This is a genomic window from Pandoraea thiooxydans, assembly GCF_001931675.1.
Taxonomy (GTDB): Bacteria; Pseudomonadota; Gammaproteobacteria; order Burkholderiales; family Burkholderiaceae; genus Pandoraea; species Pandoraea thiooxydans.
Window position 1 is genome coordinate 2,521,113 of sequence record NZ_CP014839.1, and the last position, 25,957, is coordinate 2,547,069.

The 25,957-nt window shown below is 68.5% G+C and carries 19 protein-coding genes; 3 read left to right on the forward strand and 16 right to left on the reverse strand.

From position 1 onward, the window contains the following. Nucleotides 1–25: 25 nt before the first annotated feature. On the reverse strand, nucleotides 26–2,527 hold the full coding sequence (gene glgP, locus PATSB16_RS11560) for an alpha-glucan family phosphorylase (RefSeq protein ID WP_047214276.1): 2,502 nt from the start codon (nucleotides 2,525–2,527) through the stop codon (nucleotides 26–28). Beyond that, nucleotides 2,503–4,191, reverse strand: a complete 1,689-nt coding sequence (glgA, locus tag PATSB16_RS11565) for a glycogen synthase GlgA (RefSeq protein ID WP_062551276.1) — start codon at nucleotides 4,189–4,191, stop codon at nucleotides 2,503–2,505. The genes glgP and glgA overlap by 25 nt, the downstream gene beginning before the upstream one ends. 268 nt (nucleotides 4,192–4,459) lie before the next feature. Here glgA and glgB point away from each other — a divergent pair, with 268 nt between their 5' ends. Next, nucleotides 4,460–6,748: a 1,4-alpha-glucan branching protein GlgB gene (gene glgB / locus PATSB16_RS11570; protein WP_047214277.1), complete on the forward strand. Its 2,289-nt coding sequence runs from the start codon at nucleotides 4,460–4,462 to the stop codon at nucleotides 6,746–6,748. A 9-nt stretch (nucleotides 6,749–6,757) separates the two neighbouring features. Beyond that, nucleotides 6,758–10,846, forward strand: coding sequence for a glycogen debranching protein GlgX (glgX, locus tag PATSB16_RS11575; protein WP_047214279.1), 4,089 nt, complete (start codon nucleotides 6,758–6,760; stop codon nucleotides 10,844–10,846). A gap of 56 nt (nucleotides 10,847–10,902) precedes the next feature. Here glgX and hypE read toward each other — a convergent pair whose 3' ends face one another. The 12 genes from hypE to PATSB16_RS11635 all read right to left on the reverse strand — a co-directional run bounded on the left by hypE (nucleotide 10,903) and on the right by PATSB16_RS11635 (nucleotide 21,926). Next, nucleotides 10,903–11,952, reverse strand: coding sequence for a hydrogenase expression/formation protein HypE (hypE, locus tag PATSB16_RS11580; RefSeq protein ID WP_047214280.1), 1,050 nt, complete (start codon nucleotides 11,950–11,952; stop codon nucleotides 10,903–10,905). Continuing rightward, complete coding sequence (gene hypD / locus PATSB16_RS11585) at nucleotides 11,949–13,082, reverse strand: hydrogenase formation protein HypD (RefSeq protein WP_047214282.1); 1,134 nt, start codon at nucleotides 13,080–13,082, stop codon at nucleotides 11,949–11,951. The genes hypE and hypD overlap by 4 nt, the downstream gene beginning before the upstream one ends. Beyond that, a complete protein-coding gene (locus PATSB16_RS11590; RefSeq protein ID WP_047214283.1) occupies nucleotides 13,079–13,321 on the reverse strand; it encodes a HypC/HybG/HupF family hydrogenase formation chaperone in 243 nt (80 codons plus the stop codon). The genes hypD and PATSB16_RS11590 overlap by 4 nt, the downstream gene beginning before the upstream one ends. Further along, entirely contained in the window at nucleotides 13,321–15,747 is a 2,427-nt protein-coding gene (gene hypF, locus PATSB16_RS11595) for a carbamoyltransferase HypF (protein ID WP_206093646.1), read from the reverse strand. Before hypF ends, PATSB16_RS11590 begins: the two co-directional genes overlap by 1 nt. A gap of 32 nt (nucleotides 15,748–15,779) precedes the next feature. Beyond that, complete coding sequence (locus PATSB16_RS11600) at nucleotides 15,780–16,064, reverse strand: hydrogenase maturation nickel metallochaperone HypA (protein ID WP_047214285.1); 285 nt, start codon at nucleotides 16,062–16,064, stop codon at nucleotides 15,780–15,782. Beyond that, nucleotides 16,057–16,575, reverse strand: a complete 519-nt coding sequence (locus PATSB16_RS11605) for a hydrogenase maturation protease (protein ID WP_083566764.1) — start codon at nucleotides 16,573–16,575, stop codon at nucleotides 16,057–16,059. The genes PATSB16_RS11600 and PATSB16_RS11605 overlap by 8 nt, the downstream gene beginning before the upstream one ends. Beyond that, on the reverse strand, nucleotides 16,572–17,861 hold the full coding sequence (locus PATSB16_RS11610; protein WP_047214286.1) for a Ni/Fe hydrogenase subunit alpha: 1,290 nt from the start codon (nucleotides 17,859–17,861) through the stop codon (nucleotides 16,572–16,574). The genes PATSB16_RS11605 and PATSB16_RS11610 overlap by 4 nt, the downstream gene beginning before the upstream one ends. Next, nucleotides 17,851–18,627, reverse strand: coding sequence for an NADH-quinone oxidoreductase subunit B family protein (locus PATSB16_RS11615; protein ID WP_047214287.1), 777 nt, complete (start codon nucleotides 18,625–18,627; stop codon nucleotides 17,851–17,853). The genes PATSB16_RS11610 and PATSB16_RS11615 overlap by 11 nt, the downstream gene beginning before the upstream one ends. Nucleotide 18,628: 1 nt before the next feature. Further along, nucleotides 18,629–19,456: an FAD/NAD(P)-binding protein gene (locus PATSB16_RS11620; RefSeq protein ID WP_156884729.1), complete on the reverse strand. Its 828-nt coding sequence runs from the start codon at nucleotides 19,454–19,456 to the stop codon at nucleotides 18,629–18,631. A 13-nt stretch (nucleotides 19,457–19,469) separates the two neighbouring features. Beyond that, on the reverse strand, nucleotides 19,470–19,928 hold the full coding sequence (locus tag PATSB16_RS11625; RefSeq protein ID WP_047214289.1) for a cyclic nucleotide-binding domain-containing protein: 459 nt from the start codon (nucleotides 19,926–19,928) through the stop codon (nucleotides 19,470–19,472). Then, nucleotides 19,915–21,147, reverse strand: coding sequence for a 4Fe-4S dicluster domain-containing protein (locus PATSB16_RS11630; RefSeq protein ID WP_047214290.1), 1,233 nt, complete (start codon nucleotides 21,145–21,147; stop codon nucleotides 19,915–19,917). The genes PATSB16_RS11625 and PATSB16_RS11630 overlap by 14 nt, the downstream gene beginning before the upstream one ends. Nucleotides 21,148–21,236: 89 nt before the next feature. Further along, the gene (locus PATSB16_RS11635; protein WP_047214291.1) at nucleotides 21,237–21,926 is read right to left on the reverse strand and encodes a CBS domain-containing protein; all 690 of its coding nucleotides are present in this window, start codon (nucleotides 21,924–21,926) and stop codon (nucleotides 21,237–21,239) included. 447 nt (nucleotides 21,927–22,373) lie between these two features. On the opposite strand from PATSB16_RS11635, the gene PATSB16_RS11640 reads away from it, so the two are divergent. Continuing rightward, the gene (locus PATSB16_RS11640; RefSeq protein WP_047216499.1) at nucleotides 22,374–23,204 is read left to right on the forward strand and encodes an IclR family transcriptional regulator; all 831 of its coding nucleotides are present in this window, start codon (nucleotides 22,374–22,376) and stop codon (nucleotides 23,202–23,204) included. A 19-nt stretch (nucleotides 23,205–23,223) separates the two neighbouring features. Here PATSB16_RS11640 and dapA read toward each other — a convergent pair whose 3' ends face one another. After that, nucleotides 23,224–24,129, reverse strand: coding sequence for a 4-hydroxy-tetrahydrodipicolinate synthase (gene dapA / locus PATSB16_RS11645; RefSeq protein ID WP_047214292.1), 906 nt, complete (start codon nucleotides 24,127–24,129; stop codon nucleotides 23,224–23,226). Between the two features lie 36 nt (nucleotides 24,130–24,165). Next, a complete protein-coding gene (locus PATSB16_RS11650) occupies nucleotides 24,166–25,956 on the reverse strand; it encodes an ABC transporter permease subunit (RefSeq protein ID WP_047214293.1) in 1,791 nt (596 codons plus the stop codon). Between the last annotated feature and the right edge of the window lies 1 nt (nucleotide 25,957).

Genomic DNA, 25,957 nt, shown 5'->3' on the forward strand with positions numbered 1-25,957 from the left:
AATGGGTGGAATAAGGACCGCCCGCTCAGCGCTGCCAGGCGATCTGCGAGGCCTCGGCGGGCAGGAAAGCGTCGGCGTGCCAGGCACGCACGCGCGGCGTGTAGTGTTCGGCCGGGCGCTCGGCCGGGATATGCGCCGAGAAAATGTAGCCTTGCAACGCGCCGGTAATCGGGCCCAGCGACTGCATCGGAATCGCTTGCGCCGGCAGCTCGCCATAGGGCATCGCATACAGCTCGACCTTGACGCCGTCGGGCATGATTTCTCCCAGATAGACCGGTACGTCGAAGCGCCATTGATCGCCCTGCCGTTTGACCTCCACGCTGCCGAAGTGCACTTCGTGCCACTGCGCGGCCAGGGCGGCCTGCCACGCGCACAGCTCGCGCGCGAGTTTGGCCTGGTTGTCCTCGCGGCGGCGCACCGCGCGAATCGCCGGCAAATAGAACTGCTCCAGATATTCGGCCAGCATCCGGTTGCTGCTGAACCGGGGCGCCAGATTCGCCATGCTGGCCCGCTTGCGCTTGACCCATTCGCGCGGAATGCCTTGCGCGTCGCGCGCGTAAAAGAGCGGCAGCACTTCGTCTTCGAGCAGCCGGTATAGCCGCTCGGCGTCCGCCGCGTCGTCGCTCGGCCCGCCCTCGCCGATCGCCCAGCCGAAGGCCGGCTCGTACGCTTCGGCCCACCAGCCGTCGAGCTCCGACAGATTGAGCCCGCCATTGGCGAGCACCTTCATGCCGCTGGTGCCGCAGGCCTCCCACGGGCGGCGCGGCGTGTTGATCCAGACGTCGACGCCCTGCACCAACTGCTGCGCCAGCGCGATGTCGTAGTCTTCGAGCAGCACCACGCGCCGCCGCAGTTGCGGGAGGTGCGAGAACTCGAACCAGGCCTTGATCAGGCGCTTGCCCTCTTCGTCCTCCGGGTGGGCCTTGCCGGCAATGATCAGCTGCGCGGGGCGCTGGTCGCAGCACAGCAGGCGCGCCAGGCGCTCCGGATCGCTCAGCAGCAGATTGGGCCGCTTGTAGGCGGTGAAGCGCCGCGCCATGCCCAGCGTCAGGATGTTGGGGTCGAGCACCTGCGCGGCCACCGCCACCACCTGCGCCGATTCGCCGCGCTGGCCCAGATGCCACATCAGGCGCTGCCGCGTGTACTGCACCAGGTCGCGGCGCTGCGCGGCGGCCAACTCCCATAGCTTGCGGTCGTCGTTGACGGCAACCGCGGCGGGCAGCGCGTCCACCGCGCCCAGCCAGCGCTGCTTGCCGCAGGCTTCGGTCCACAGCCGGTCCGACCATGCCGAATCCCACGACGGCACGTGCACGCCGTTGGTAACGTGCCGCACCGGCACTTCGTCGATCGGCCAGCGCGGATACAGATCGGCGAACAGGCGGCGGCTGACCTTGCCGTGCAGGCGGCTGACGCCGTTGACCTGCGCGCAGCCGCGCAGCGCCAGGTAAGCCAGTTTGAAGGGCTCGTGGTCGTCGAACGGATCGAGCCGCCCCAGGCCCAGGAAGTCGCGCTGCGAGACGCCGACGTCCTGCAGATATTCGTGGGCGTACTTGCACACCAGCGCCGGCGCGAAGGCATCGAAGCCGGCCGCCACCGGGGTGTGCGTGGTGAACACGTTGCCGGCGCGGGTCGCCCACCAGGCCTCCCAGAACGAGGTGCCCATGCGGCGCATGAAGCTGCGCGCGCGCGCCAGCACCAGCAACGCGGCATGCCCTTCGTTGAGGTGACAGACGTCGACCTTGAGGCCCAGCGCCCCCAGCATGGCCCAGCCGCCCACGCCCAATATCACTTCCTGCAGCAGGCGCATTTCCGAGCCGCCGCCATAGAGCTTGGCGGTGATGCCGCGGTCGCCCGGGCCGTTGCGCACGTCGTTGCTGTCGAGCAGATAAAGATGCGTGCGCCCGACGATCGCCTGCCACACGCGCAGATAAACCTTGCGCCCCGGCAGCCTGAGCCCGACCTTGACCCACGCGCCGTCGCTGCCGATCACCGGTTGGATCGGCAGGCTGTTCGGGTCGTTGTACGGATAGGCTTCGCGCTGCTGGCCGCCGGCGTCGATGGTCTGCCGGAAATAGCCTTCCTGGTAGAGCAGGCCGACGCCGACGATCGGCGCGTCGAGATCGCTGGCGGTTTTGAGGTAGTCGCCGGCCAGCACGCCCAGCCCGCCGGCATACAGCGGAAATGCCTCGCTCAGGCCGAACTCCATGCTGAAGTAGGCGATCGTCGCCGGCTCGCCCTCGCCCACGCATGCGCGGCACCAGCCGGGTTCGTCGTGGTAGCGCCGGTGGCTCTCGAGCACCCGTGCGAGCTCGTCGAGAAACGCGCTATCGCGGCTGAGCTCGTCGAGGCGGTCCTGCGAGACGTTCTGCAAAACGGCCCACGGGTTGTGCGTGCGCTCCCACAACTCGGCGTCGATCGTGCGCCACAGGGTGTCCAGCTCATGGTTCCAGGTCCAGCGCAGGTTGAGCGCCAGATCGGTCAGCATCGCCAGCGGCGCGGGCGTTACTCGCGGCAGGAAGGCGAACATGAGGCGCCACGCTGCGATACCGGCGACGCAAAATGCCGCCGCGCCGTCGCCGGCACCGCCGTTTGCGCCGTGGTTTGCACGGTTGTCTGGGCCGGGGCCCGCTCGTCCGGGGCGACACGTCCGGGCATGCTGCGCGCGGGCGCGAGTGTCGCATAGAGGCTGGCGTAGCGGCGCGCCGAGGGTCCCCAGCCGAAATCGGCCGCCATGCCGCGCTGCTGCAAGGCGGTCCATGTCTCCGGGTGGTTGCCGTACACATCCAGGCAGCGCGACAGCGCCGCGTCGACTGCCTCGGCGGTCGGCTCGTCGAAAGTGAAACCGGTCGCGTCGGCGGAGCCGGCCGCGGCCTCGGCATCCGCGTCCAATACGCTGTCAGCCAGGCCGCCGACGCGCCGCACCACCGGAATCGTGCCGTAGCGCATCGCATACAGTTGCGTGAGCCCGCACGGCTCGAAGCGTGAGCCGTGCAGCAACAGATCGGCGCCGCCATGCAGGCGATGGGCCTGCGCCTCCTCGTAGCCGATGCGCACCGCCATGCGGCCGGGATAGTCCTGCGCCAGGCGGGCGAAACCCGATTCCAGCGCGTGCTCGCCCTGGCCATGCAAGGCGAATTGCAGTTGCGGAAATCGCTGCATGATCCCCGGCAACTGCGCCAGCAGAACGTCGGCCATTTTTTGCGAGGTCAGGCGGCTCAGAAAAAGCGCCAGCGGCGCATCGGCGTCGATGCGCAGCGCCAGCGCCTGCTGCACGGCCGTCTTGCAGGCGCGCTTGCCGGCCATGTCGTGGCGCGAATAGCGGGACGGCAGGTAGCGGTCGGCTGCCGGGTTCCAGACCTGCGCGTCGATGCCGTTCATGATGCCGCTCAGGTCGTCCCCGCGCGCGTCGAATAGCCCCTCCAGCCCGCATCCGAATTCGGATGTGCGGATCTCGCGGGCGTAGGTCGGGCTGACGGTGGTGACCTTGTCGGCATAGCGCACGCCCGCCTTGAGAAACGACAGCTGCCCGAAAAATTCGATACCGTCGGGCACCAGCACGTCGCCCGGCAGGCCCAGGCGCGCGGCGCCCGCGAGCGGAAAATTCCCCTGAAACGTGGCGTTGTGCACGGTGAATACCGTCTTTGGCCGCTCGGCGCGGCGCGCGCGCAGCAGCAGCGGCAGCAGCCCGGCATGCCAGTCGTTGGCATGCACCACGTCGGCCCGCCAGCCCAATCCGGCCTCGTCGCAGGCCAGGCGCGCGGCGGCGTGGCACAGCACCGCGAAGCGCAGCGCGTTGTCGCCCCAGTCGGCGCCATTGGCGTCCTGATACGGCGAGCCCACCCGGTCGTATAGTGCGGCGCATTCGACCAGCCAGATCGGCAAGCCGGAGTCTTCGGTGCGCCCGGCGATGATCCGCACGTGCGCGCCCGGCAACACTTCGCCGAGATCGGCCGCGATGCGCGGCGCGACGACATGCGCCAGCGCCTGCGGGTAACCGGGCATCACCAGCCGGACGTCGGCGCCCAGCCGCGCGACGGCAACCGGCAGCGCGGCGCATACGTCCGCGAGCCCGCCGGTCTTGGCCAACGGATAGATTTCGGAGGCGACGAACAGCAGCCGCAAGCCCTCGGAATCCTGTCGATAAGCCTGGGCGCTCGATGGACCGGATCGGTCCGACAGCATTGTCTTCATGCCGCTCCCCTGCCTCCACCACGATCAGCCCCGATCGATGTCGCTTTCTTTTACGTTCATTGTGGGGATCGCCGATGAGCTCGGATTGATCTGAATCAACAATTGGGCAGCCTGGCCGATGCCGCGTGTTGACGCTGCCGATGCCCACGCCTAGCATCGAAAGCAACTGGCGACGTGAGGTGCGCCAGTGTTTCTTTCCGAGGGTCGGCCATGATGCACGAGCCTGCCGGCATCGCACCCATTGCAGCGCGTTGCGACGCGGGGCGGCATGGATAACGTCCATCGCCCGCCCGCCGCCGCATGGCTGGTCGACGCCACGGACATGGTGCGTTTGCTGCGCGGCGAACACGACGACCCGTGCGCGGTTCTCGGCATGCATCCCGGGGCGGTCGCGCATGAGGTGATCGTGCGTTGCCTGCTGCCCGGCGCGCGGCGCGTCGAGGTCATCGAGCGCGGCTCGGGTGCCGAGGCACCCCAGGTGCGCGGCGTTTTGGAGCGGCTCGACGCGCGGGGATTTTTTGCCGGGGCGATTCCCGCCCCGCTCGGGCGCTTTCGTTATCGGCTGCGCGTGACCGATGCGAGCGGCACGCACGATGCACTCGATACGCACTCTGCGGCCGCAGTGCGCGAGATCGACGACCCCTACGCATTCCCGCCCTGGCTGGGCGAGCTCGATTGCCATTTGCTGGCCGAAGGCGAGCACTGGCATATCGAGACGCGGCTGGGCGCGCATGCGTGCGAACTCGACGGCGTGGCCGGCGTGGCCTTCGCGGTGTGGGCGCCGAACGCGCAGCGCGTGAGCGTGGTGGGGCCCTTCAACGGCTGGGACGGCCGCGTCCACGTGATGCGTCGCCGCGCCGAGTGCGGCGTGTGGGAAATTTTTCTGCCCGATGTGAGTGACGGCGCGCTCTATAAATTCGAGGTGCGCACGCAAGCGGGCGAGATCCTGTTGAAGTCAGACCCCTGCGCCGCGCAAGCCGAAGCCGCGCCCGGCACCGCCTCGCGCGTGTGCGCGAAGCGCCGGTTCGACTGGGGCGACGCCGACTGGATGGCGCGCCGCGCTGGCCCCGACGGGCCGAACGGCTTGCATATGCCGCTGGCGATCTACGAAGTGCACGTCGGTTCATGGCGGCGTCATCCCGACGGGCGCGCCTATACGTACGACGAACTGGCCGACGCGCTGATTCCCTATGTGCTGGAGATGGGCTTCACGCATGTGGAGCTGATGCCGGTCAGCGAGCATCCGTTCGCCGGCTCGTGGGGCTACCAGCCGACCGCGCTGTTCGCGCCCTCGGCGCGCTGGGGCGAGCCCGACGGCCTGCGCCGGCTGATCGACCGCTGCCACCGCGCCGGCATCGGCGTGCTGCTCGACTGGGTGCCGGCGCATTTTCCGCAGGACGCGCATGGCCTGGCCCGCTTCGACGGCACCTGCCTGTACGAGCACGAAGATCCGCGCGTCGGCCAGCATCGCGAATGGGGCACGCTGGTCTATAACCTCGGCCGCCGCGAAGTGGCGAATTTCCTGCTGGGCAACGCGCTGTACTGGCTGCGCGAATTCCATATCGACGGCTTGCGGGTCGACGCGGTGGCCTCGATGCTGTATCTCGACTACAACCGCGCCGCAGGCCAGTGGCGGCCCAACCCGTTCGGCGGGCGCGAAAATCTCGAGGCGGTGGCCTTCCTGCGACGCTTCAACGAATTGGTTCACAGCGCGCAGGCGCCTGCCGGGGCGATCACCCTGGCCGAGGAATCCACCGCGTGGCCGATGGTGACGCGCCCGACCTATCTCGGCGGCCTGGGGTTCGACTACAAGTGGAACATGGGGTGGATGAACGACACGCTGGCCTATATGCGGCATGATCCGGTGCACCGCCGCTACCATCACGGCCAATTGACCTTCGGCCTGCTCTACGCGTTCAGCGAGCAGTTCGTGCTGCCGCTCTCGCACGACGAGGTCGTGCACGGCAAGGGCTCGCTGCTCGGCAAGATGCCCGGCGATGCGTGGCAGCGGCTGGCCAACCTGCGCCTGTATCTGGCGTTTCAAACCACACAGCCGGGCAAGAAGCTGCTGTTCATGGGCGGCGAGTTCGCCCAGCCGGGCGAGTGGAATCACGACCAGGAACTGGCCTGGCCGCTGCTGGCCGATCCGGCCCACGCCGGCGTGCAGCACGCGGTGCGCGATCTGAACCGGCTTTACCGCGAACTCGCCTGCCTGCATCGCCACGACAGCGACGAGCGCGGGTTTCGCTGGATCGATTGCAACGACAGCGAGCAAAGCGTGCTGACCTGGCGCCGCCACGGCGACGATCCGAACGACTTCGCGGTGATCGCCTGCAACTTCACGCCGGTGCCGCGCCATGGGTACCGCGTGGGCGTGCCCGTCGGCGGCACCTATCGCGAAGTGTTCAACGGCGATGCGCTGGCGTATGGCGGCAGCGGCCTGGGCAATGCCGGCGCGGTGCGCAGCGAGCCGCTGCCCTGGCATGGACAGCCGCATTCGCTGGCCTTGACGCTGCCGCCGCTGGCGGCGTTGATCCTGCTGCCGCCTCCGGCGTGAGCGCCGCCGATGTCCGCGATCGCGCTTGAAGCCGGCACGAGCGCCCCGCTGGGCGCCAGCTGGGATGGCCGCGGCGTCAACTTCGCGGTCTATTCCCGGCATGCCGAGCAAATCGAGCTTTGCCTGTTCGATGCGGCCGGTCACCGTGAAATCGCCCGCGTGCCGCTGCCGGCGCGCAGCGGCGACATCTGGCACGGGTATCTGGCAGGCGCGTCGCCCGGGCTGCTCTACGGCTACCGTGCGCATGGCCCCGACGCGCCGTGGCTGGGCCACCGATTCAACCCCGCCAAGCTGCTGCTGGATCCCTACGCGCGCGAGCTGTTCGGCACCTTCACATGGCACGACGCGGTGCTGGGCGCGACGCCCGACGGCACGCCCGACCGGCGCGACAGCGCGCCGTATATGCCGAAGTGCCGCGTCGTCGTGCCGCTGCCGCGCTTCGGCGCGCGCGCGCCGGATGCCGCAGCCGAGCTCCCCCGCCAATCGCTCCACCCTCGCCCCCCTCGGCCGGACACGCCGTGGCGCGACACGGTGCTCTACGAGCTGCACGTGCGGGGTTTTACGTTGTGCCACCCGGAGGTGCCGCCGGCGCTGCGCGGCACGGTGGCCGCGCTGGCCGAGCCGGCTATCGTTGCGCACCTGCACCAACTGGGCGTGAGTGCGATCGAGCTGTTGCCGATTTCGGCGTTTATCGACGAGAAGCATCTGGTCGATCGCGGGTTGCGCAATTACTGGGGCTACAACCCGATCTCGTTTCTGGCGATGCATCGCGCCTATCTGGGCGAAGAAACGATCGAGGCCTTCGTGCACACGATCGACCGCCTGCACGAGGCCGGTATCGAGATCGTGCTCGACGTCGTCTTCGCGCATACCGCCGAAGGCGATCAGGCCGGCCCGACGCTGTCGTTTCGTGGGCTGGACAACGCCGTCTATTACCGGCTCGCCCCGGCCACTCCGGGCGCCCCGGCGCGCTATGTCGACGATACAGGCTGCGGCAATACGCTCGATTTCTCGCAGCCGGCGGTGGTCGCGCTGGCGCTGGCGGCACTGCGCTACTGGGCCTTCGAGGTTGGCGTGGACGGTTTTCGTTTCGATCTGGCGCCGGTGCTCGGGCGCGATCGCGACGGCGTCTTCCGCGCGCACGCGCCGCTGTTCGAAGCGATCGCGGCCGACCCCGATCTTTGCGCGCTCAAGCTGATCGCCGAGCCGTGGGACATGGGCGCACCGGGATATTTCCTGGGTGCGTTTGGCGCGCCGTTCGGGCAATGGAACGATCGCTATCGCGACGGCGCGCGACGCTTCTGGCGTGGCGACCGGGCCGCGCGCGGCGAATTCGCGACCCGTCTGGCGGGCTCGGCCGACATCTTCACGCACGCGGCGCGTGCCCCCCAGGCCAGCATCAATTTCGTGACCGCGCACGACGGCTTCACGCTGGCCGACTTCACCGCCTACCAGGCCAAGCACAACGAGGCCAACGGCGAACACAACCGCGACGGCACCGACAGCAACTGGAGCCTGAATTGCGGCGTCGAGGGCGACACCGCCGAGCCGGCCATCCTGGCGCGGCGGCGACGCCTGCGGCAGTCGTTGCTGGGCACGCTGCTGCTCTCGCACGGCACCCCGATGCTGCAAGCCGGCGACGAACTCTCGCGCAGCCAGCGCGGCAACAACAATGCCTACTGCCAGGACAATCCGACCAGCTGGATCGATTGGTCGGCGCGCGGCGATGCCCTGCGCGATCTGCGCGCCTTCGTGCAACGCGCCGCCGCGTTGCGCCGGCATCTGCCGCTGCTGCGCCAGACGCGGTTTTTCGATAGCCACCCGCTGCCCGCGCATCCGGGCTACGCGGACATTGCCTGGCTGCGTGCCGACGGCACGCCGATGACCCCGGCGGACTGGAACGACGACGCGGCGCACGCCGAGAGGGCCGCCAATACGCTGCTCATTCTGCTGACGGACCCCGCTGCCACGGCCGGCGCGTGCGACCAGCTGCTGATCGCCTGCAATGCCGATACGCGCTCACGGCATGTGCTTCTGCCGGCACCGGCGCGCGGCACGGATTGGCTTTGCGTGCTCGACAGCGCCGCCGCGCCGCATCAGGGTGCGGCGGCGCTGCATGCGGCGGGCAGTTGGATCGAGTTGCCCGACAGCACGCTGATCGCCCTGGTGCCGCGCGATGCGGGACCGCTCACGCACGACCTGGGCGTGACGCCCGGGTTGGCCCGGCGTGCCCGGGACGCCGGCGTTTTGGACGAATACGCGGATATCGACGGCACGCGCCGTCAGGTGCCGGCGCAAACACTCGAACGGCTGATCGCCGCAGCGATGGGCGCCTCGCCGGTAACAGCAGCGGCCGCGGCCACGCACCTGCTCGCCGCCAGCCAGGGTCCGCCACCGGCCTGCTGGCTGCCGGCCGGCCTGGCCAAAGCGCCGGGCCGCTGGGCGCTGTCAGCGCAAATCTACAGCCTGCGCTCGGCGCAGAGTTGGGGCATTGGCGACTACGATGACCTGGCGCATCTGGTCGAATTGGCGGCCCAGGCCGGCGCGGACGGCGTGTTGCTGAGCCCTGTGCATGCGTTGTCGCTCACGCGCCCGGACTGTGCCTCGCCTTACGCGCCGAGCGATCGCCTGATGCTCAACGTGCTGCTGATCTCGGTGCCGCGCGCGGCTGGATGTGAGCCGCCGGAGCGCTATCGCCGCTTCATCGAGCGTGACGACGTGCGCGCCGAGCTTGTGCGCCTCGAAAACGCGCCGCTGATCGACTATGCGGCGGTCGCCGCCCTCAAGCTGGGTGCGCTCGCGCTGCTGCACGAGGCGTTTGCCGCCCGCCATCTGGGCACCGCGCCAAGCGCGCTGGGTGCGGCCTTTTTGCGCTTTCGCGAAACGGCCGGCACGGCGCTGCGCGATTACACGGTGTTCGAAGCATTGAACGAAAGTCTGGCGCGGCAGCACGGCCGGCATCTGCCCTGGTCGCAATGGCCGCAGGCGCTGCGCGATCCGCGTTCCACCGACGTCGAAACGTTCGCCGCCACGCATGCCTCGCGTGTCGAATTTTTTGCGTATCTGCAATGGCTGGCATGGCGGCAATGGCGCCATGCCAGCGCCCGCGCGCGCCGTGCCGGCATGTCGCTGGGCTTGATCACCGACCTGGCGCTGGGCGCCGATTGCGACAGTGCCGAGACCTGGCGATGGCCCGGACTCGCCGCGCTCGAGGTCGAGCTGGGCGCGCCGCCCGATGCCTTCTCCCCCAAGGGGCAACGGTGGGGCGCGCCGCCGTGGCGCCCGCGGCGACTGGCCGAACTCGACTATGCGCCGTTCGACGCCTTGCTGGCCGCGGCCATGCGCGGGGCCGGCGCGATTCGTCTCGATCACGTGATGGGGCTGATGCGGCAGTTCTGGCTGCCGCGCGAAGACACGGCCGCGCAAGGCGGCTACGTCGCTTATCCGTTCGATGCGCTGCTGGCGCGGGTCGCGCTGGCGAGCCGGCATTACCGCTGCGCGGTGATCGGCGAGGATCTGGGCAATGTGCCGCCCGGCTTGCGCGAGCGGCTGGCCCAGGCGTGCATCCTGGGTTGCCGCGTGGTTTATTTCGAGCGCGCGAGCGATGGCCGCTTCGTGCCCGCGCAGGACTTCACGCCATTGAGCGCGGTATCGATTGCAACGCACGATTTGCCGACCGTCGCGGGTTTTCTTGGCGGTGCCGACATCGACGAGCGTGAAGCGCGCGGCCTGTATGAGAGCCCCGGACAAGCGGCGAGCGCGCGCGCGGAGCGCGCCGACGCGGTGGCTTGCCTGCGCCGCGCGCTGGCGCCGCATGGCCTGCCGCAGGAGGGCCCGCAGCCCGACGCCGAGGCATTCGCACGCGCGCTGCACCGCTTTCTCGCGGCCAGCGGCAGCCGCCTGGCCATCGTGCAGTTCGACGACGTCGCGGGCGTGCGCCGGCAGGCCAACCTGCCCGGCTGGGGCGACGCCGCGCCGAACTGGCGCCAGCGCCTGCCGCAGAGCCTCGAGGCTCTGGCGCACGACGGCAGGTTTGGCGAATTGGCGTCGATCTTCAGCGTGCGTTCGAATTCGCCCGACGGGCCCGGTGCCGTTTAGCGACAGGCAAATCCCGAGCCGGCCAGAGCGCGCCGGACGCCGGTGTGGCGCGACGCTCAGCAGATGCGCGGCAATTGCTCGCCGCTGAGCCAGTCCAGCTCCCGCAGGCCGCCAAGTGTCGCCAGATGCACGCCGGACGCGCGCTCAGGTGCGATGACGCGCCCGATCGCCGCGGCCTGCGCGTCGAACCGGCGCAAATGCGCCAGTGCGCGCTCGGCATGATCGGCCGGCACCACGGCGACGAAACGTCCTTCGTTGGCGACATAGAGCGGATCCAGCCCGAGAATTTCGCAGGCGCCGCGAACCGGCTCGGCGACGGCAATCCGGTCTTCGTCGAGTTCGATGGTCACGTTGGCATCGCGCGCGATCTCGATCAGCCCGGTCGCCAACCCGCCGCGGGTCAGATCGCGCAGGCAATGCAGCTCGACGCCGCCGTCGATCAGGTCGAGCACGGCAGCGGCCAGCGGCGCGCAGTCGCTGGTAATCTCCGTCTCGAACCCCAGTGCCTCGCGCACGGCCAGAATGGCGACGCCATGACGGCCGATGTCGCCGCTCAGAATCACCGTGTCGCCCGGCCGCACGCGGCGCGGCGCGATCGGCCGCGGCGCGCGCAGCAAGCCCACGCCGGCCGTGTTCACATACAGGCCGTCGCCCTTGCCCCGCTCGACCACCTTGGTGTCGCCCGTGACGATCCGCACGCCCGCGGCCAGCGCCGCCTGTCGCATGGAGGCGGCGACCCGGCGCAAGTCGTCGATGGGCAACCCCTCTTCCAGGATCAGGCCCACGCTCAGATAAAGCGGTTGCGCGCCGCACATCGCCAGGTCGTTGACGGTGCCATTGACCGCCAGCGAGCCGATGTCGCCTCCCGGGAAAAACAGCGGCCGCACCACATACGAGTCGGTGGTAAAGGCCAGCCGCGCGCCGTCGATCCCCAGTTCCGCGCCGTCGTGCGTGAAGTCGTCCGGCGCCAGGCCGAAGGCGGGCCGGAAAATATCGTCGATCAGCCGGCACGTGAGGCGGCCGCCGCCGCCGTGGGCCAGTTCGATGATGTCGCTCGCGCCGGCCGGCAACGGACAAGCCGGCGCGGTGAAGGATGAATCGCTCATGGTGCCCCCCTGCCAGGATTGGCGCCGTCGGCACGCTCGGCGGCCTGCCGTGGCCGATATCGGAAATAGGCCGCGCAGACACCCTCGGACGACACCATGGTCGCGCCCAGCGGATGCTCCGGCGTGCAGCGCGTGCCGAACGCGGGGCAATCGCACGGTTTCTTGCGCCCGCGCAACAGCTCGCCAGCGATGCATTCGCCCGGCCGTTCGCGCGGCGCCGGTCCGCTCGCGAAGCGCTCGAGCGCATCGAAGCGTTTGTATGCGGGCGCCAGGCCGAGCCCGCTGGCCGCAATCTCGCCCATGCCGCGCCATTGCTGGGCCTGCACCGTGAACACTTTGGCAAGCGCCTCGCGCGCCAGCACGTTGCCTTCGCGCCGCACGACCCGGCTGTACTGGTTTTCGACGACGGCGGCGCCGGCCTCCAACTGCCGGATGCACAGATACAGGCCCTGCAGCAGATCGATGGGCTCAAAGCCCGTCACCACGATCGGGATGTTAAAGCGCCTGGCGATGGGTTCGTACTCGGCGTACCCCATCACCGTGCAGACGTGGCCGGCCGCCAGAAAGCCCTGCACCAGATTGCCGGGGTCGCCGAGGATCGTCTCGATGGCGGGCGGCACGAGCACGTGGCTGACCAGCAGGAAAAAATTGTCGAGCTGCTCGCGCTCGGCCTGCAGCACCGCCATCGCCGTGGCCGGCGCGGTCGTCTCGAAGCCGATCGCGAAAAACACCACCGCGCGCTCGGGGCGCGCTCGCGCCAGCGCCACGGCGTCGAGCGGCGAGTAGACGATCCGCACGTCGGCGCCGCGCGCCTTGGCCGCCAGCAGGCTGTCGCCGTCGCCCGGCACCCGCAACATGTCGCCGAACGAGCAGAACGTCACGTCGGGCCGGGCCGCGATCGCGACGGCCGCATCGATCACGCCGGCCGGCGTCACGCACACCGGGCAACCCGGGCCATGCAGCAGCGTCACGCCCTCGGGCAGCAGCCGGTCGATGCCGTAGCGCACGATCGAATGGGTCTGCCCGCCGCAGATTTCCATGATGGTCCAGGGCCGTGTCGTCACGCGCGCGATGGCCTCGGCATAGCGGCGCGCCTTGGCCGGCTCGCGCCATTCATCGACGTATTTCATGCGTCGCCCTCCTCTGCATTCTCCTCGGTAAAGCAGGCCAGCGTGCGCAGCGCCTCCTGCTCGTCGAGCACCGCGATGGCCAGCCCCGCGTGCACCAGCACGTATTGCCCGGCCAGCGCTTGCGGCACATAAGCGAGATTGACCTGTTTGACGATGCCGGCGAAGTCGACTCGCCCTTGCCGCGTCAGCGGATCGTCGCCATCGGTGTCCAATATCCTTCCGGGAACGGCAAGGCACATTATGTTTTCTCCTCCATCAACGGGTGGCGGGCGAACGCCGCCTGGCCGGCGGCGAGCCCACCGTCGTTGGGCGGCACGCGGTGGTGCCGCCAGACCGCCAATCCGGCCGCGCGCAGCCCGGCGGCGGCGCGCTCGCTCAGCAACGCGTTCTGAAAACATCCGCCGCTGAGCAGAACGCGCGGCTCGCCCACCCGCGCGGCGACTTCGACGACGAGCTGCGCGAGCGCCTGGTGAAAGCCGGCGGCCAGATCGGCGGCGTCCACCCCGTTCAGGCGGGCCCGCACCAGTGCGGCCAGCGTCGGCCGCCAGTCGGCGACGATCCGGCGCGCGGCTTCGCGAAGCACGGGCGCGGCCAGCGGGTAACACCCCGCCGCGCAGGTCGCTGCAGCTTCCAGCGCGATCGCGGCTTCGCCATCAAAGCTGCTGCGCGCACACAGGCCGAGCAGCGCGGCAACCGCGTCGAACAGCCGCCCGGCGCTGGATGTCCACGGGGCGTGTGCGCCGCGCGCGAGCATGGCCGCGAACACGCGCCGCTCACGCGGCGCCAGCGCGGCGATGGGCGGCAAAGCAGCCAGCGACGCGTCGTCGAACATGGCATCGCCGAACACCGCATGCAGCGCACCGAGCGCCGCGCGATCCGGCTCGCGCACCGCCGCTTCGCCACCGGGCAGCCGAAACGGCTGCAGATGGGCAACGCGGCAATAAGCATCGCGCTTGACCAGGATGAATTCTCCGCCCCACACCGTGCCGTCGCCGCCGTAGCCGCTGCCATCCCAGGCTACGCCGAGCAACGGAGCGGACAAGCCGTTGTCGGCCATGCCGGCCAGCACGTGCGCCAGATGATGCGGCACATATTGCACGGCGCTCGCCTCTCGTTCGGCCACCTGCGTGCTGTGGTAGTCCGGATGCGTGTCGCATGCCACGGTTTGCGGCCTCACGCGGTAAAGCCGCCGCATCGCCTCAATGCCGCCGGCAAATGCCGTGCGCGCGCGCACGCCTTCGAGATCGCCGACATAGGGCCCCAGCACCAGTTGCTCGGCATAGGCGAGCGCGACCGCGCTTTTGCCATGCCCGCCCAGCGCCAGGGTCGGGTTCGGGTTCGGGGTCAGGGTCGGGGATGCATCGGACTCATCGTTTGACGACAGCACGAGCGGCGCGTACCCGCGCGCGTTGCGCAGCACCACCGGCTCGCCGCCGATCACGCGCGTGACGGAGTCGTCGACCGGATGCGCGATCGGCCGGTCGTGCACGAGAAACAGGTCGGCGAGCCCGGCCAGCTGCTCGAGCGCCTGCGTTTCGTCGGCGACGATCGGATCCCCGCCCCGGTTACCGCTGGTGGCAACCACCGGGGCGCCGAGTTCGCGCATCAGCAGGTGATGCAGCGGCGTGTACGGCAGCATGATGCCGAGCCAGGGGTTGAGCGGCGCGACACTGGGCACGACGCTCGGCGGCACGCCGCCCATGCCGTGCGCGCCGGTGGCCGGCGAAAACCGTATCGCACCCTCGCGCGCGCGCAGCAATACGATCGGCGCGGCGGGCGAACACAACAGTTGCCGCTCCAACGGGTCGACCTCGGCCAGTGCCTGGGCCGCTTCACAATCCGGCACCATGAGCGCGAACGGCTTGGTCGGCCGGCCCTTGCGCTCGCGCAGGCGGCGCACCGCCAGGTCGTTGCGCGCATCGACCAGCAACTGGAAACCGCCCAGGCCCTTGAGCGCGACGATCACGCCGTCGCGCAGCGCACCGGCCGCGCCGAGCAGCGCCTGGTCGCCGGCGGCGATCTCGCGCCCGGCCGCATCCCACAGACGCAACTGCGGACCGCAGCGCGGGCAGGCGTTCGTTTCGGCGTGAAAGCGCCGCGAACGCGGGTCGTCGTATTCGGCCTGGCACGCCGCGCACATCGCGAAGCGCCGCATCGTCGTGCGCGCCCGGTCGTATGGCACGTCCTCGATCAGGCTGAAGCGCGGGCCGCACTGCACGCAGGTGGTAAACGGATACCGGTAGCGCCGGTTGCCCGGCTCGCGAATCTCGGCCAGGCAGGCCGCGCAGGTCGCCAGGTCCGGCAGCACGACCGGTAAGCGGGGTTGGTCCGGCGCCCGTTCCTGCCGGCTCGGCAAAATGGAAAAGTCCCGCTGGCCGGTCGGCGCGATCCGACGCACGCGCCGGGCGCGCATTGCCGCCGGCGGCGCGAGTTCCGCTTCCAGCCTCGCCAGGAACCGCGCCAAGGCCGGCGCCACGCCTTCGATCTCGAGCGCGACGCCCTCGGCCGTATTGCGCACGAAGCCGGTCAATCCCTCGCTCACGGCCAGGCGATGCACAAAGGGCCGAAAGCCGACACCTTGCACCGCGCCGCCCGCTTCGATCCTTAGCCGGCCCACCTCGTCCGGGTCTTGCGACAACGCTTCGGCATCCTGACATTGATTCACGATCCAGATTTCCTCCGGGTTCTGGCGACCTATCACCCCTCGCCCTCGTCGTCGGGCACTTCGAGTTCCAGGCTCTGCAAAACCACATGCTGCGCGTTCGGATCGAGCGGGTCGTGCGAGGTGACGATTTGCAGACTCGCATGTTCGGCCAGCGTGCCGCGCGCGGCCTCCTCGAAATGCTCGCGAAAATGCTCGGGCGAAAACTGGCTGAGCGCGCCAAGCCACACGCACACCTGCTTGATGCCAAGCGCATCGGCCTGGGCCGCGGCGACCGTCAGGCGCTCGACCAGGTCTTTGGCAATTCCGGTTTCATGCATCGGGGACCTCCGTTGACGGAGCGCGTCGCAGCCGCTCCACTTCCTCTATCACGCGCTCGACGACTGTCTCGACGGCCGCCGCGACGGCGGGGGTAAGCGGCGCGCCAGGATCGAAACAGGCGCCCTCGAGCGCATATACGATGGTCGTCCTGGGCGCCAGGCCCAGAGCGTCGGCCAGCGCCAGCGACTCGGCCAGGCCGAACGCGTGGCTGGACGCGGGCGACGCTTGCAGCGCGAGCGCCTCAAGCCCGGTTTCGGTCGAGTCGATGCGGCTGACCCGCCCGGGCACTCCTCGCGGCGCCGCGGCATCGACGCACACCAGCGCATCGATGCCAGCGACGTCGTCGCTCAATAGGGTCATATCGCCGCCGCGCACCAGCACACGCACGCCGTCGGGCAGGCGGCCGGCCAGCCGGCGCGCGACCTCGGGGCCCGCGCCATCGTCACCGCGATCCGGATTGCCGACGCCGATCACGCAAACGCGGAGCGAAGGAGCGGCGCAGCGCATCATGCCCGCTCCACCGATAGCTTGAGAAAGTGGGCGGAACACGAAATGCACGGGTCGTAGTTGCGGATGCTGCGCTCGCAGCCGTCGCGAATGACGTCGTCGGATCGATCCAGCAGCGAGCTGGCCACCGCGACCAGGTCCGCCTCCATGCTGGACTGGTTTTGCGAGGTCGGCGGCACGATGCGCGCGGCGTCGATGGTGCCGTCGGCGGCGAACGCGTAGCGATGCCAGCATATGCCGCGCGGCGCTTCGGTACAGCCGAAACCGACGCCCGCGCGCGGCTCGACCGGCACCGCTGCCAGGGCCGGCGGCTCGTAAGCGGCGATCAGCCGCAAGGCCTCGTCGCACGCGTAGGCGATTTCGAGCGAACGTACGATGATGCTGCGAAACGGGTTATTGCATACGGGACCGAGCCCCGCCTCGCCTGCCAGCTCCCGAAGCCAGGCCGGCAGGCGGTCGAAGTTCAGCGCGTAGCGTGCGAGCGGCCCGACCAGATAGGCGCCGCGCCGTCTGAGCAGCGAGTGCAGCGCGGTCGAATGGCGCACGTGCCGCTCCTCGAATTCGCTTTCGTAGGCATCGATGCCGATGTCGATATCGCGATTCGAGACCAGGCGGCCCTCATTGAACGGATATTCGTCCGGGTGGCGCAGCGCGACGAATTCGTAGTCGCGCTCCAGTTCGGGAAACGGAAACGTCGCCACCCATCGCACCAGCTTGATCGCCAGCTCGCGCGCGCGCTCGAGGCTGGCGGCAACCGGGGCCAATTCGGCCCGCGTGGGCAGACGGTGAAAACCGCCGACCTTGACGTTGACCGGATGAATTTCGCGCCCGCCCAGCACCCGCATCAATTCGTTGCCGGCTTTTTTCAGGGCGAGGCCGTCGCGCACCGCGTCGCCGTGTTCGCGCGCCAAGGCGATGGCGTCGGGGTAGCCGAGAAAATCCGGCGCATGAAGCATCACCACGTGCAGCGCATGGCTCTCGATCCATTCGCCGCAATACAGCAGCCTGCGCAACGCCCTGAGTTGCCCGTCGACCCGCACTCCGAAGGCATTCTCGATCGCATGCACCGCGCTCATTTGGTAAGCGACCGGGCAAATACCGCAGATGCGCGCGACGATGTCGGGCGTCTCGGCATAGCCGCGCCCGCGCAGCATCGCCTCGAACAGGCGCGGCGGCTCGAAGATTTCGAGCCGCGCGGACGTCACGCGCCCGTCGCGAATGCGCAGGTCGAGCGCGCCCTCGCCTTCGACGCGCGCGAGATAATCGACGTGGATTCTTTTAGTCGCCATGGGCCTCGCTCTCTTTGCGAAACGGCTCGGCCGCGGCGTTGAAGGTTCGCAAGGCACGGAAGACGTCGCGCCGCGTCGCGCCGAGCGTTTGCCATTGGCGCGCCAGCGATGCGGTGTTGGGTGTTTCCATCGGACCGTAGCAGCCATAGCAGCCGCGCCGGAACGACGGGCACAGCGCCCCGCAGCCGGCGTGCGTGACGGGCCCCAGGCATGGCGTGCCCTGCACCATCACGCAGACGTTGCCCTGCTGCTTGCACTCGACGCACACGCTGTGCGCGGCGATCGCCGGCTTGCGCCCCGCCAGAAACGCGGCAATCACTTCGAGGAGTTGGGTCTTGTTGATCGGGCAACCGCGCAATTCGTAGTCGACCGCCACATGCGCCGAAATCGGCGTCGAGGTCGACAGCGTGTCGATGTATTGCGGCGAGGCATAGACCGCCGCGACGAATTCGTCGATGTCGGCAAAATTGCGCAGCGCCTGGATGCCGCCGGCGGTCGCGCAGGCGCCGATGGTGACGAGGAATTTCGATTGCCGCCGCACGCGCCGGATGCGCCGCGCGTCGTGTTCGGTGGTGATCGACCCCTCGACCAGCGACAGGTCATAGGTGCCGCCGGCCGTCGCGCTCGACGCTTCGGGGAAGTTGGCGATCTCCACCGCGTCCGCGAGCAGCAGGAGTTCGTCCTCGCAGTCGAGCAGGGAGAGCTGGCAGCCGTCGCACGAGGCGAATTTCCAGACGGCCAGCCGAGGACGCTTGCGTTCGCTCATCTCAGACCTCGCGCACGGTGAAAATGCCGGCGATCGCGTCATAGCGCATGACCGGCCCGTCCTTGCAAATGAACGCCGGGCCGAACTGGCAGTGTCCGCACAGGCCGATCGCACACTTCATATTACGCTCCATCGACAGATAAATATGCTCGTCGGCCACGCCCCGCTCGCGCAGGGCGCTGAGCACGAAGCGCATCATGATTTCCGGGCCGCACACCAGCGCGGTGGTCTCGCGCGGGTCGAATTCCGCTTGCGCGATCAGCGCCGGCACCACGCCGACGTGCCCGCGCCAGCCGGGCTCGGCGTGATCGACGGTGACTTCGACGTCGACGTCGAAACGCCGGCGCCACTGCGCCAGCTCGCTGCGATAGAGCATCTCGCCGGGATTGCGGCAGCCGAACAGGATCGTCACCCGGCCGTAGCGGGCACGCTCGGCGAGGATCGCGCGGATCGCCGGACGCAGCGGCGCGAGGCCCAGCCCGCCCGCGACGATCAGCACGTCCGTGCCGGCGGCGGCCGCCACCGGCCAGGCGGTGCCGAATGGCCCGCGCACCCCGAGGGTCGCGCCCGGGCGGAGCTGTCCGAGCGCGCGGCTGACCGCCCCGACTTCGCGGACGGTATGCACGAAAGTATCGGTATCGGATGCGGCGCCACTCATGCTGACAGCGACCTCGCCGACGCCGAACGCATACAGCATGTTGAATTGCCCTGGCGCGAATGCGGGCGGCGCGCCGGATAGCGGCGCGAGCTCGAGCGTGACGACGCCGGCCAACTCCCGGCGCCGGCGCGCCACGCGATAGACGCTCGGTGTGAAGGCATTGGCGGGCATGGCCCGAGCCGGGTCAGCGCTTGCCATAGACGTCGAGAATCTGCAGGCGGGTGGCATGCAGCCGCCGGGTCACCACCGGCAGGAAGCGCTTCATCATTTCGTAGCCGAAGTCATGATCGGCCTCGCACTTGCCGCGCAGGCACGCGGCGTCGATGCCGATCACGCGCGTGAGCGCCACGGCGCGCGCGTCGAACATCCAGCGATACGGCGGCACCACCCAGGACGCGCCGAGGATCTCGCCTTGCCCAAGGGTGGCGAATACCACCGGCGCGCGGCCGGGTTCGGCGATTTCGAGCGCGACGCGGCCGTGGCGAATGACGAAAAATTCGTCGGCCGGCTCGCCTTCGCGGAACACGTACTGCTCGGCGTCGAAGCGCCGGTTGCGCGCGCAGCCGGCGACCAGCCGCAGGTGCTCGGCAGTGAAGCCGGCGAAGAACGGGTGTTCCTGCAGAATGTGTTCAAGTCCCTCCATGCGGGTCTCCATCGGAGCTCCGCTGCGCGGGTTCGGCCGCACCGCGCAACGCGTCGATCTCCTCGGTAATGTCGATGCCTACCGGACACCAGGTGATGCAGCGTCCGCAGCCGACGCAGCCGGAAGTGCCGAACTGGTCGATCCAGTTGGCCAGCTTGTGGGTCAGCCACTGCCGGTAGCGCGCCTGCGTGGTGTGGCGCACGCTGCCGCCGTGGATATATGAGAAATCCAGGGTGAAGCAGGAGTCCCAACGGCGCACCCTTTGTGCCGAAGCGCCGGCAAGATCGCTATGGTCTTCCACGGTGGTGCAGAAGCAGGTCGGGCACACCATGGTGCAGTTGCCGCAGCTCAGGCATCGATCGGCCACCTCGGCCCAGCGCGGATGGCCCGGATTGTCCTGCAGCAGTGCCTTGATGCCGTCGGTATGCATGGTGCGGCCCATCTGGCCGGCGGTGCGCGCGACGATGGCCCGCGCGGCGGCAAGCTGCGCGTCGCTGGGCGGACCGTGCGGCACCTGGCCGAGCAGTGCGGCGCCGGCCTCGCTGCCGACCTCGACGAGAAAATCGCCGCCGGCCGCATCCGGCGTGCCCGATTCTTCCGGCCACGGATGGAGTTCGGTCAGCGCCAGATCGAATCCGGCGTCGGCTTTCGGGCCGGTTTGCATGGAAGCGCAGAAGCACGTGCCGCCGGCCGTGCCGCAGTTGAGCGCAACGATAAACGTGCCGGCGCGACGCGAGGCATAGCCCTGATCGACGTAGGCGCCCTCCTGAAAGACCCGGTCCTGGATCGCGATGGCGTGCAACTCGCAGGCGCGCACCCCGACGAAAGCGAATCGTTCGGGCGCTTGCGGTGCCTCGCCGCTTCCCTCTTCGCTCCCCTCGCCGCCTTCGATCGTCATGCCGGCCTGCCCGAGATGCGCGGTAAAAAGCAGCTCGAGCGGCGGATGCAGGAAGCGCTTCCAGGATTGCGGGCCGACCGCATAGCCAAACAGCGCCTGGTCGTCGCGCCGCTCGAGCCGGTAGCTGCCGGGCGCCTGGCGATCGGTCCAGCCGGCCGGCAAATCCTGCACGCCGGCGATGTCGTCGTAGACGATCGCGCCGTCACGCACGGTCGGCCCGATCACCCGATAGCGGCGCTCGATGAGGCCATCGATCAGCGCCTGCAAGCCGTCTCGCGACAGGATCGCGGTTTGGCCGATGGCGAGAGGCGTCTGGTTCATCGTGTTTGGCGCGTCGGGCGCCGATATGCCTGGCGCGGTGCAGCGGGGTCGAGCGACGGCGGCCCGCGCAGCGGCATCTCGGCGTGAGGCTAGAGGCCGATGGGAATCGGCGGCTGCTCGGTGTGATCCACCACGCTCTTGACGCCGGGTATGCGCTCGGCCGCCACGCGCACCGCGTCGACGGCGGCCTGCGAGCGGAACACGCCCCACAAATGTACGACGCCGTCACGCACGATCACGCCGCGTCCGGCGAAGCCCCAAGGCTGATCCTCCAGCTCCGCCAGAAGCCGCTCGCGTATTTCGCGGTCCGAAACGAATTCGTCGGCCGCCGATGGCGCCGAGCTGCTGGCAAGCGCCTGGACCAGATTGGCACGGCTGACCAATCCGACCACCTTGCCCCCGCGCAACACCGGCACCCGTTTGATGCCGCGGGTCTCGAGCAGGCTCGCGACGTCGCCCAGCGGCGTCTGTTCGTCGACCGAGATGACGTCCCGGGTCATCACGTCGGCGACCAGGAGGCCATGCGATTTGACGTATTCCTGCGCCTGCGCATCGGTCGAAAACAATCCGAGCCACCAGGACCGGTGCGGCTTGTCCGTACCGATTTCGGCGCGCCGGATCAGATCGCCTTCGCTGACGACACCGACCAGTTTGCCGCCGTCGTCGATAACCGGGGCGCCGCTGATGCGGTGCTCCAAAAAGAGGTTGGCGACATCGCGAATCGTCGCATTGGGTTTGACTGAAATGACGTTCGGCGTCATGACATCGAGAGCACGCATTGTCCGTCTCCTGACGAGGTATTAAGGCATTAACGGATCCGAATGCAATTCCGGACTCCAATCGATACTGCGATCGCATTCCAGCTTAGCCCTGTGCGCCGGCACGCTCTTGATATTTGTCAACCGACGGGCACGCATGTCGGTCATCGCCGCACCCGCGCAGGATGCAAAGCACGCCACGGCACGAAAATTGCGTCCCGCGCGTGAGCGGCGAAGGCCGTCGCACGATCCGGTCCGACAGCCGCGGATGGCCTCGGCAACCAATTCGGTATGTGGTGCGCCCTGCGGGAATCCGCGCTCGGCAAGCCGCCGTCGCAACTCGCGGGCGCAAATAAGCGCGACGCATCAAATCAATTGAAATACAATTAAAACAATCCTGATTCGATAATTTACAAGCGAGTGCCGATCGGGCCGCACGTGTGCCGCTTTCCCATTGCCTGTATCGATATGCCAAAAAAGACGCTCCCCACCCCGGGCGAATCGCAACGCGAGCCACGCGAGCCGCGCTCGTCGCTGTTCGTCGGCTCCACCGAAAAAGCCTTTCAGGTCCTGCATGCGTTCGACGGTCCGAGCCGCCATATGACGCTGGCCGATATCGCGCGCAGTTCGGGGCTCGATCGCAGCGCGACGCAGCGGGTGGTGTACACGCTCGAGAACCTGGGCTACCTGTATCGCGTCCCGGAGACGCGCAACTACGGCCTGACGCCGAAGGTATTGCAGTTTTCCTACAATTACGTGCGCGCCAACGAGTTGATCGACAAGGCGTCGCCCTACCTGCTCGACATCAGCCGGCGGGTCGGCGAGACCACCAATCTGCAGGAACTCGACGGTAACGAGATCGTGTTCGTGGCGCGCTTTCCCGGGCACCATCTGGTCAATATCGACATCGTGGTGGGCAGCCGCCTGCCGGCGCTTTTCACCGCGTCGGGCACGGCGATCCTGGCGCGCCTGCCGCAAGAGCGGTGCGAGGAAATTTTCGCGCAGACGCGGCTCGAGCCGATCACCCCGTACACGGAAATCAATCCGGACAGGCTGCGCGAACGAATTCGCAAGACCGCGCAAACCGGTTATGCGATCGTCATGAACGAGACGGTGCTGGGGGATATTTCGGTGGCCGCGCCGGTCACCGATCACCGGGGCATCGCAGTGGCCGCCATCAATATTTCGGTGCCGACCTCGCGCTGGACGGTCGAGCGGGTCGAGGCCGAACTGGCGCAGCACGTGCAGGTCGTGGCGACCTCGATCTCGAAAGCGAAATTCAGCAGCTACACGCGATAAGCCCGGGCCTGCGCCAGGCTCACGCCTGCCGCTCGAACACCGCGAGTTGCCTGGCCAGTTCGTCGCGCAGGCTGGCCTGCAGCGCCGGCGCCGCGGCGACCAGCGGCGCGAGCAGGTCCGGGGCGTTCACGCCGATCAAATCGATGACCGATTTCATCGGTCCGGGATTGGTTTCCGAGAACGCGAGGTTCATCAGCGGCATCAGTTGGCGATGGACTTCGAGCGCCTGTTGCGTGTGCCCCTGCGAGGCGAGCCGATACATCTTGCGCCATGCGCTGGGCAGGAGATTGGCCGTGACCACGATGCCGCCGCGCGCGCCGGCGGCCACATGCAGCGGAAACAGCGTGTCTTCGCCGCTGAGTACCGCAAACGATGCATCGACACCGGCGATGGTACGCAGGAAGTGATACATGTCGGTGTTGCAGGCCTTCATGCCGATGATGCGCTCGTGTCGCGAGAGTTCGTGCAGCACTTCCGGAGCGATCGAGATACGGGTGCGGTAGGGAATCTCGTAGATCAGGATCGGCACCGGCGAGGCGTCCGCATAACGCAGAAAGTAATCGCGAATGCCGGCCTGGGTCGGGTTGGTGTAGTAAGGCGTGAGCACCAGCAGCGCATCGACGCCGGCCGCGGCGAATTCCTTGCCGGCCTGCAGCGCGTCGTAGTACCCCGGGTCGAGCACGCCGGCGATCACCGGCACCTCGCGCCCCACCGCATCGACGGTGATCTCGGCCATGCGGATGCGCTCGGCGTGCGGCAGCGAGCCATACTCGCCGGTGCCGCCCAGCGGCACGACGCCCTCCACTCCCTGCTTCAGCAAATAGGCGATCAACGCGCGCGTGGCGGATTCGTTGATCGTGTCGTCCGGATTGACCGGGGTCGGTATCGCGGGCATGACCCCGCGTAACTGGTTGGCATTGAGCATGAAATGTCCTGGTATGGAAAAAATCGGCCGGCGCGATCAGCTCGGCGCGCCGCGGCGATGCAGCCTGGCGGCGACCCAGATCAGGCCGGCGGTAAAGAGGAACAGGCACGTCGAGACGGCGGCGATCACCGGCGATATCTCCATGGTGATGGTGTCCCAGAACTGCTTGGGCAAGGTCGTGCTCAAGCCGCCCGAGGAAAACAGCGCGATGGTCAGTTCGTCGAACGACGTGGCGAAGGCGAACAGGAACGACGACATCAGGCCGGCGGCCAGAATCGGGAAGGTCACGAAGCGCAGCGTGGCGCCCGGGCGGGCGCCCAGGCTCTGCGCGGCCTGATCGAGGCGCACGTCGTAATTGCGCAGCACCGCCATCATGGTGATGACGACGTAGGGTACGGCGACCACCGTGTGGCCCAGCACCAGTCCCAGCGACGTGCCGACCAGGCCGATATGCGCGTAGAAATAGAACAGCCCGACGGCCAGGATCATGCGCGGCACGACGATCGGCGCCATCACGAACGCCAGCATGAGCGCCTTGCCGCGCAGCTTGCCGCGTGCCAGCAGGAATGCCGCCGGCGTGCCGATAAGCATCGACAGCAGCGCGGTGCAGGTGCCGACGATGAACGAGCGCGCGATCGATTGCATCCACAGCGGCGAGCGCAGCATCTGGTGATACCACTGCAGCGAGAAGCCGTGCGGCGGCCAGGTGAGCCCGGAGGCGCCATCGAACGAGAGCGGAATCATCAGGAAGGTGGGCGCGCTCAGGAACAACAGCAGCAGGATCACCACGCCCCAGTTGAAACGCGACTGCCCTGGGGCGGCCGCGCCGGCGCGGCGCCGGCGCCTGGGCAGGCAATCGATCAGCCGGTCGGTCAGCACGGCCAGCACGGTCAGCACGGCGTCGCCCGCCCGGCGCGGCCAACTGCCGAGCGACGACTGGCGGGCGCGGGCCTCGCCGCCGGTCATGGTGGACAGCCCCACCAGCTTGTCGTAGACGAGAAACACGATCAGCACGACCACCAGCAGCAACACCGAGATCGCGCCCGCGAACCCCCAGTTCAGGGCCTGCAGCACCTGGTCGATGATCAATTGCGTGATCATCGTCTGGTGGCGCCCGCCCAGCAGCGCCGGCGTGATGAAGAAGCCGATCGCGGTGACGAACACCATCAGCGCCGCGGCGGCCACGCCCGGCATCGACAGCGGGAAATAGATCTTCCAGAATGCCGTGCCGGGGCGCGCACCGAGCGTGGCGGCCGCGCGCGGCAGGTTGCCGTCGATGTTCTCCATCACCGACAGCATGGTCAGCACGGCCAGCGGCATGAGCGCATGGACCATGCCGACGACGACGGCGCCCAGGTTATAGAGCAGATTCAGCGGCTGATGGATGAGCCCGACGGCCATCAGGAAATCGTTGATCACGCCATTGCGCCCGAGCAGCACGACCCAGGCGAAGGTCCGCACCAGGAAGCTGGTCCAGAACGACAGCAGCACCCAGAACAGCAGCGCGTTCTTGCGCCGGCCGCGCAACGACGAGATCAGATAGGCCACCGGGTAGGCACTGAGCACCGAGAAGAACGTCGTCCACAACGATATCTTCAACGTGATCATCAGGACGTCGAGATAGACCGGGGTGGCAAACAGGCGGCGATACTCGCCCAGGTTGAAGCCGGTGGCGTTGTGTATGCTTTGCAGCAGCAACTGGCCGACCGGATACACCAGCATGACCACCAGCAGGATGACCAGCGGCGCGCCCATGAGCACGGGTCGCCACGACCGTTTGACTGGCCGGTCGGCCGGTTTGCGCGCCAGGACAGCGGATGTCTGCATG

What these genes read in the sequence shown, in the direction of transcription:
- PATSB16_RS11640 (WP_047216499.1), top strand. Translation starts at nt 22,374, where the DNA reads ATGCCAAAAAAGACGCTCCCCACCCCGGGCGAATCGCAACGCGAGCCA.
- PATSB16_RS11615 (WP_047214287.1), bottom strand. Translation starts at nt 18,627, where the DNA reads ATGAGCGAACGCAAGCGTCCTCGGCTGGCCGTCTGGAAATTCGCCTCG.
- PATSB16_RS11625 (WP_047214289.1), bottom strand. Translation starts at nt 19,928, where the DNA reads ATGGAGGGACTTGAACACATTCTGCAGGAACACCCGTTCTTCGCCGGC.
- PATSB16_RS11600 (WP_047214285.1), bottom strand. Translation starts at nt 16,064, where the DNA reads ATGCATGAAACCGGAATTGCCAAAGACCTGGTCGAGCGCCTGACGGTC.
- hypE (WP_047214280.1), bottom strand. Translation starts at nt 11,952, where the DNA reads ATGAGCGATTCATCCTTCACCGCGCCGGCTTGTCCGTTGCCGGCCGGC.
- hypD (WP_047214282.1), bottom strand. Translation starts at nt 13,082, where the DNA reads ATGAAATACGTCGATGAATGGCGCGAGCCGGCCAAGGCGCGCCGCTAT.
- PATSB16_RS11590 (WP_047214283.1), bottom strand. Translation starts at nt 13,321, where the DNA reads ATGTGCCTTGCCGTTCCCGGAAGGATATTGGACACCGATGGCGACGAT.
- glgA (WP_062551276.1), bottom strand. Translation starts at nt 4,191, where the DNA reads ATGAAGACAATGCTGTCGGACCGATCCGGTCCATCGAGCGCCCAGGCT.
- glgP (WP_047214276.1), bottom strand. Translation starts at nt 2,527, where the DNA reads ATGTTCGCCTTCCTGCCGCGAGTAACGCCCGCGCCGCTGGCGATGCTG.
- PATSB16_RS11635 (WP_047214291.1), bottom strand. Translation starts at nt 21,926, where the DNA reads ATGCGTGCTCTCGATGTCATGACGCCGAACGTCATTTCAGTCAAACCC.
- PATSB16_RS11620 (WP_156884729.1), bottom strand. Translation starts at nt 19,456, where the DNA reads ATGCCCGCCAATGCCTTCACACCGAGCGTCTATCGCGTGGCGCGCCGG.
- glgX (WP_047214279.1), top strand. Translation starts at nt 6,758, where the DNA reads ATGTCCGCGATCGCGCTTGAAGCCGGCACGAGCGCCCCGCTGGGCGCC.
- PATSB16_RS11610 (WP_047214286.1), bottom strand. Translation starts at nt 17,861, where the DNA reads ATGGCGACTAAAAGAATCCACGTCGATTATCTCGCGCGCGTCGAAGGC.
- PATSB16_RS11630 (WP_047214290.1), bottom strand. Translation starts at nt 21,147, where the DNA reads ATGAACCAGACGCCTCTCGCCATCGGCCAAACCGCGATCCTGTCGCGA.
- PATSB16_RS11605 (WP_083566764.1), bottom strand. Translation starts at nt 16,575, where the DNA reads ATGATGCGCTGCGCCGCTCCTTCGCTCCGCGTTTGCGTGATCGGCGTC.
- PATSB16_RS11650 (WP_047214293.1), bottom strand. Translation starts at nt 25,956, where the DNA reads ATGCAGACATCCGCTGTCCTGGCGCGCAAACCGGCCGACCGGCCAGTC.
- dapA (WP_047214292.1), bottom strand. Translation starts at nt 24,129, where the DNA reads ATGCTCAATGCCAACCAGTTACGCGGGGTCATGCCCGCGATACCGACC.
- glgB (WP_047214277.1), top strand. Translation starts at nt 4,460, where the DNA reads ATGGATAACGTCCATCGCCCGCCCGCCGCCGCATGGCTGGTCGACGCC.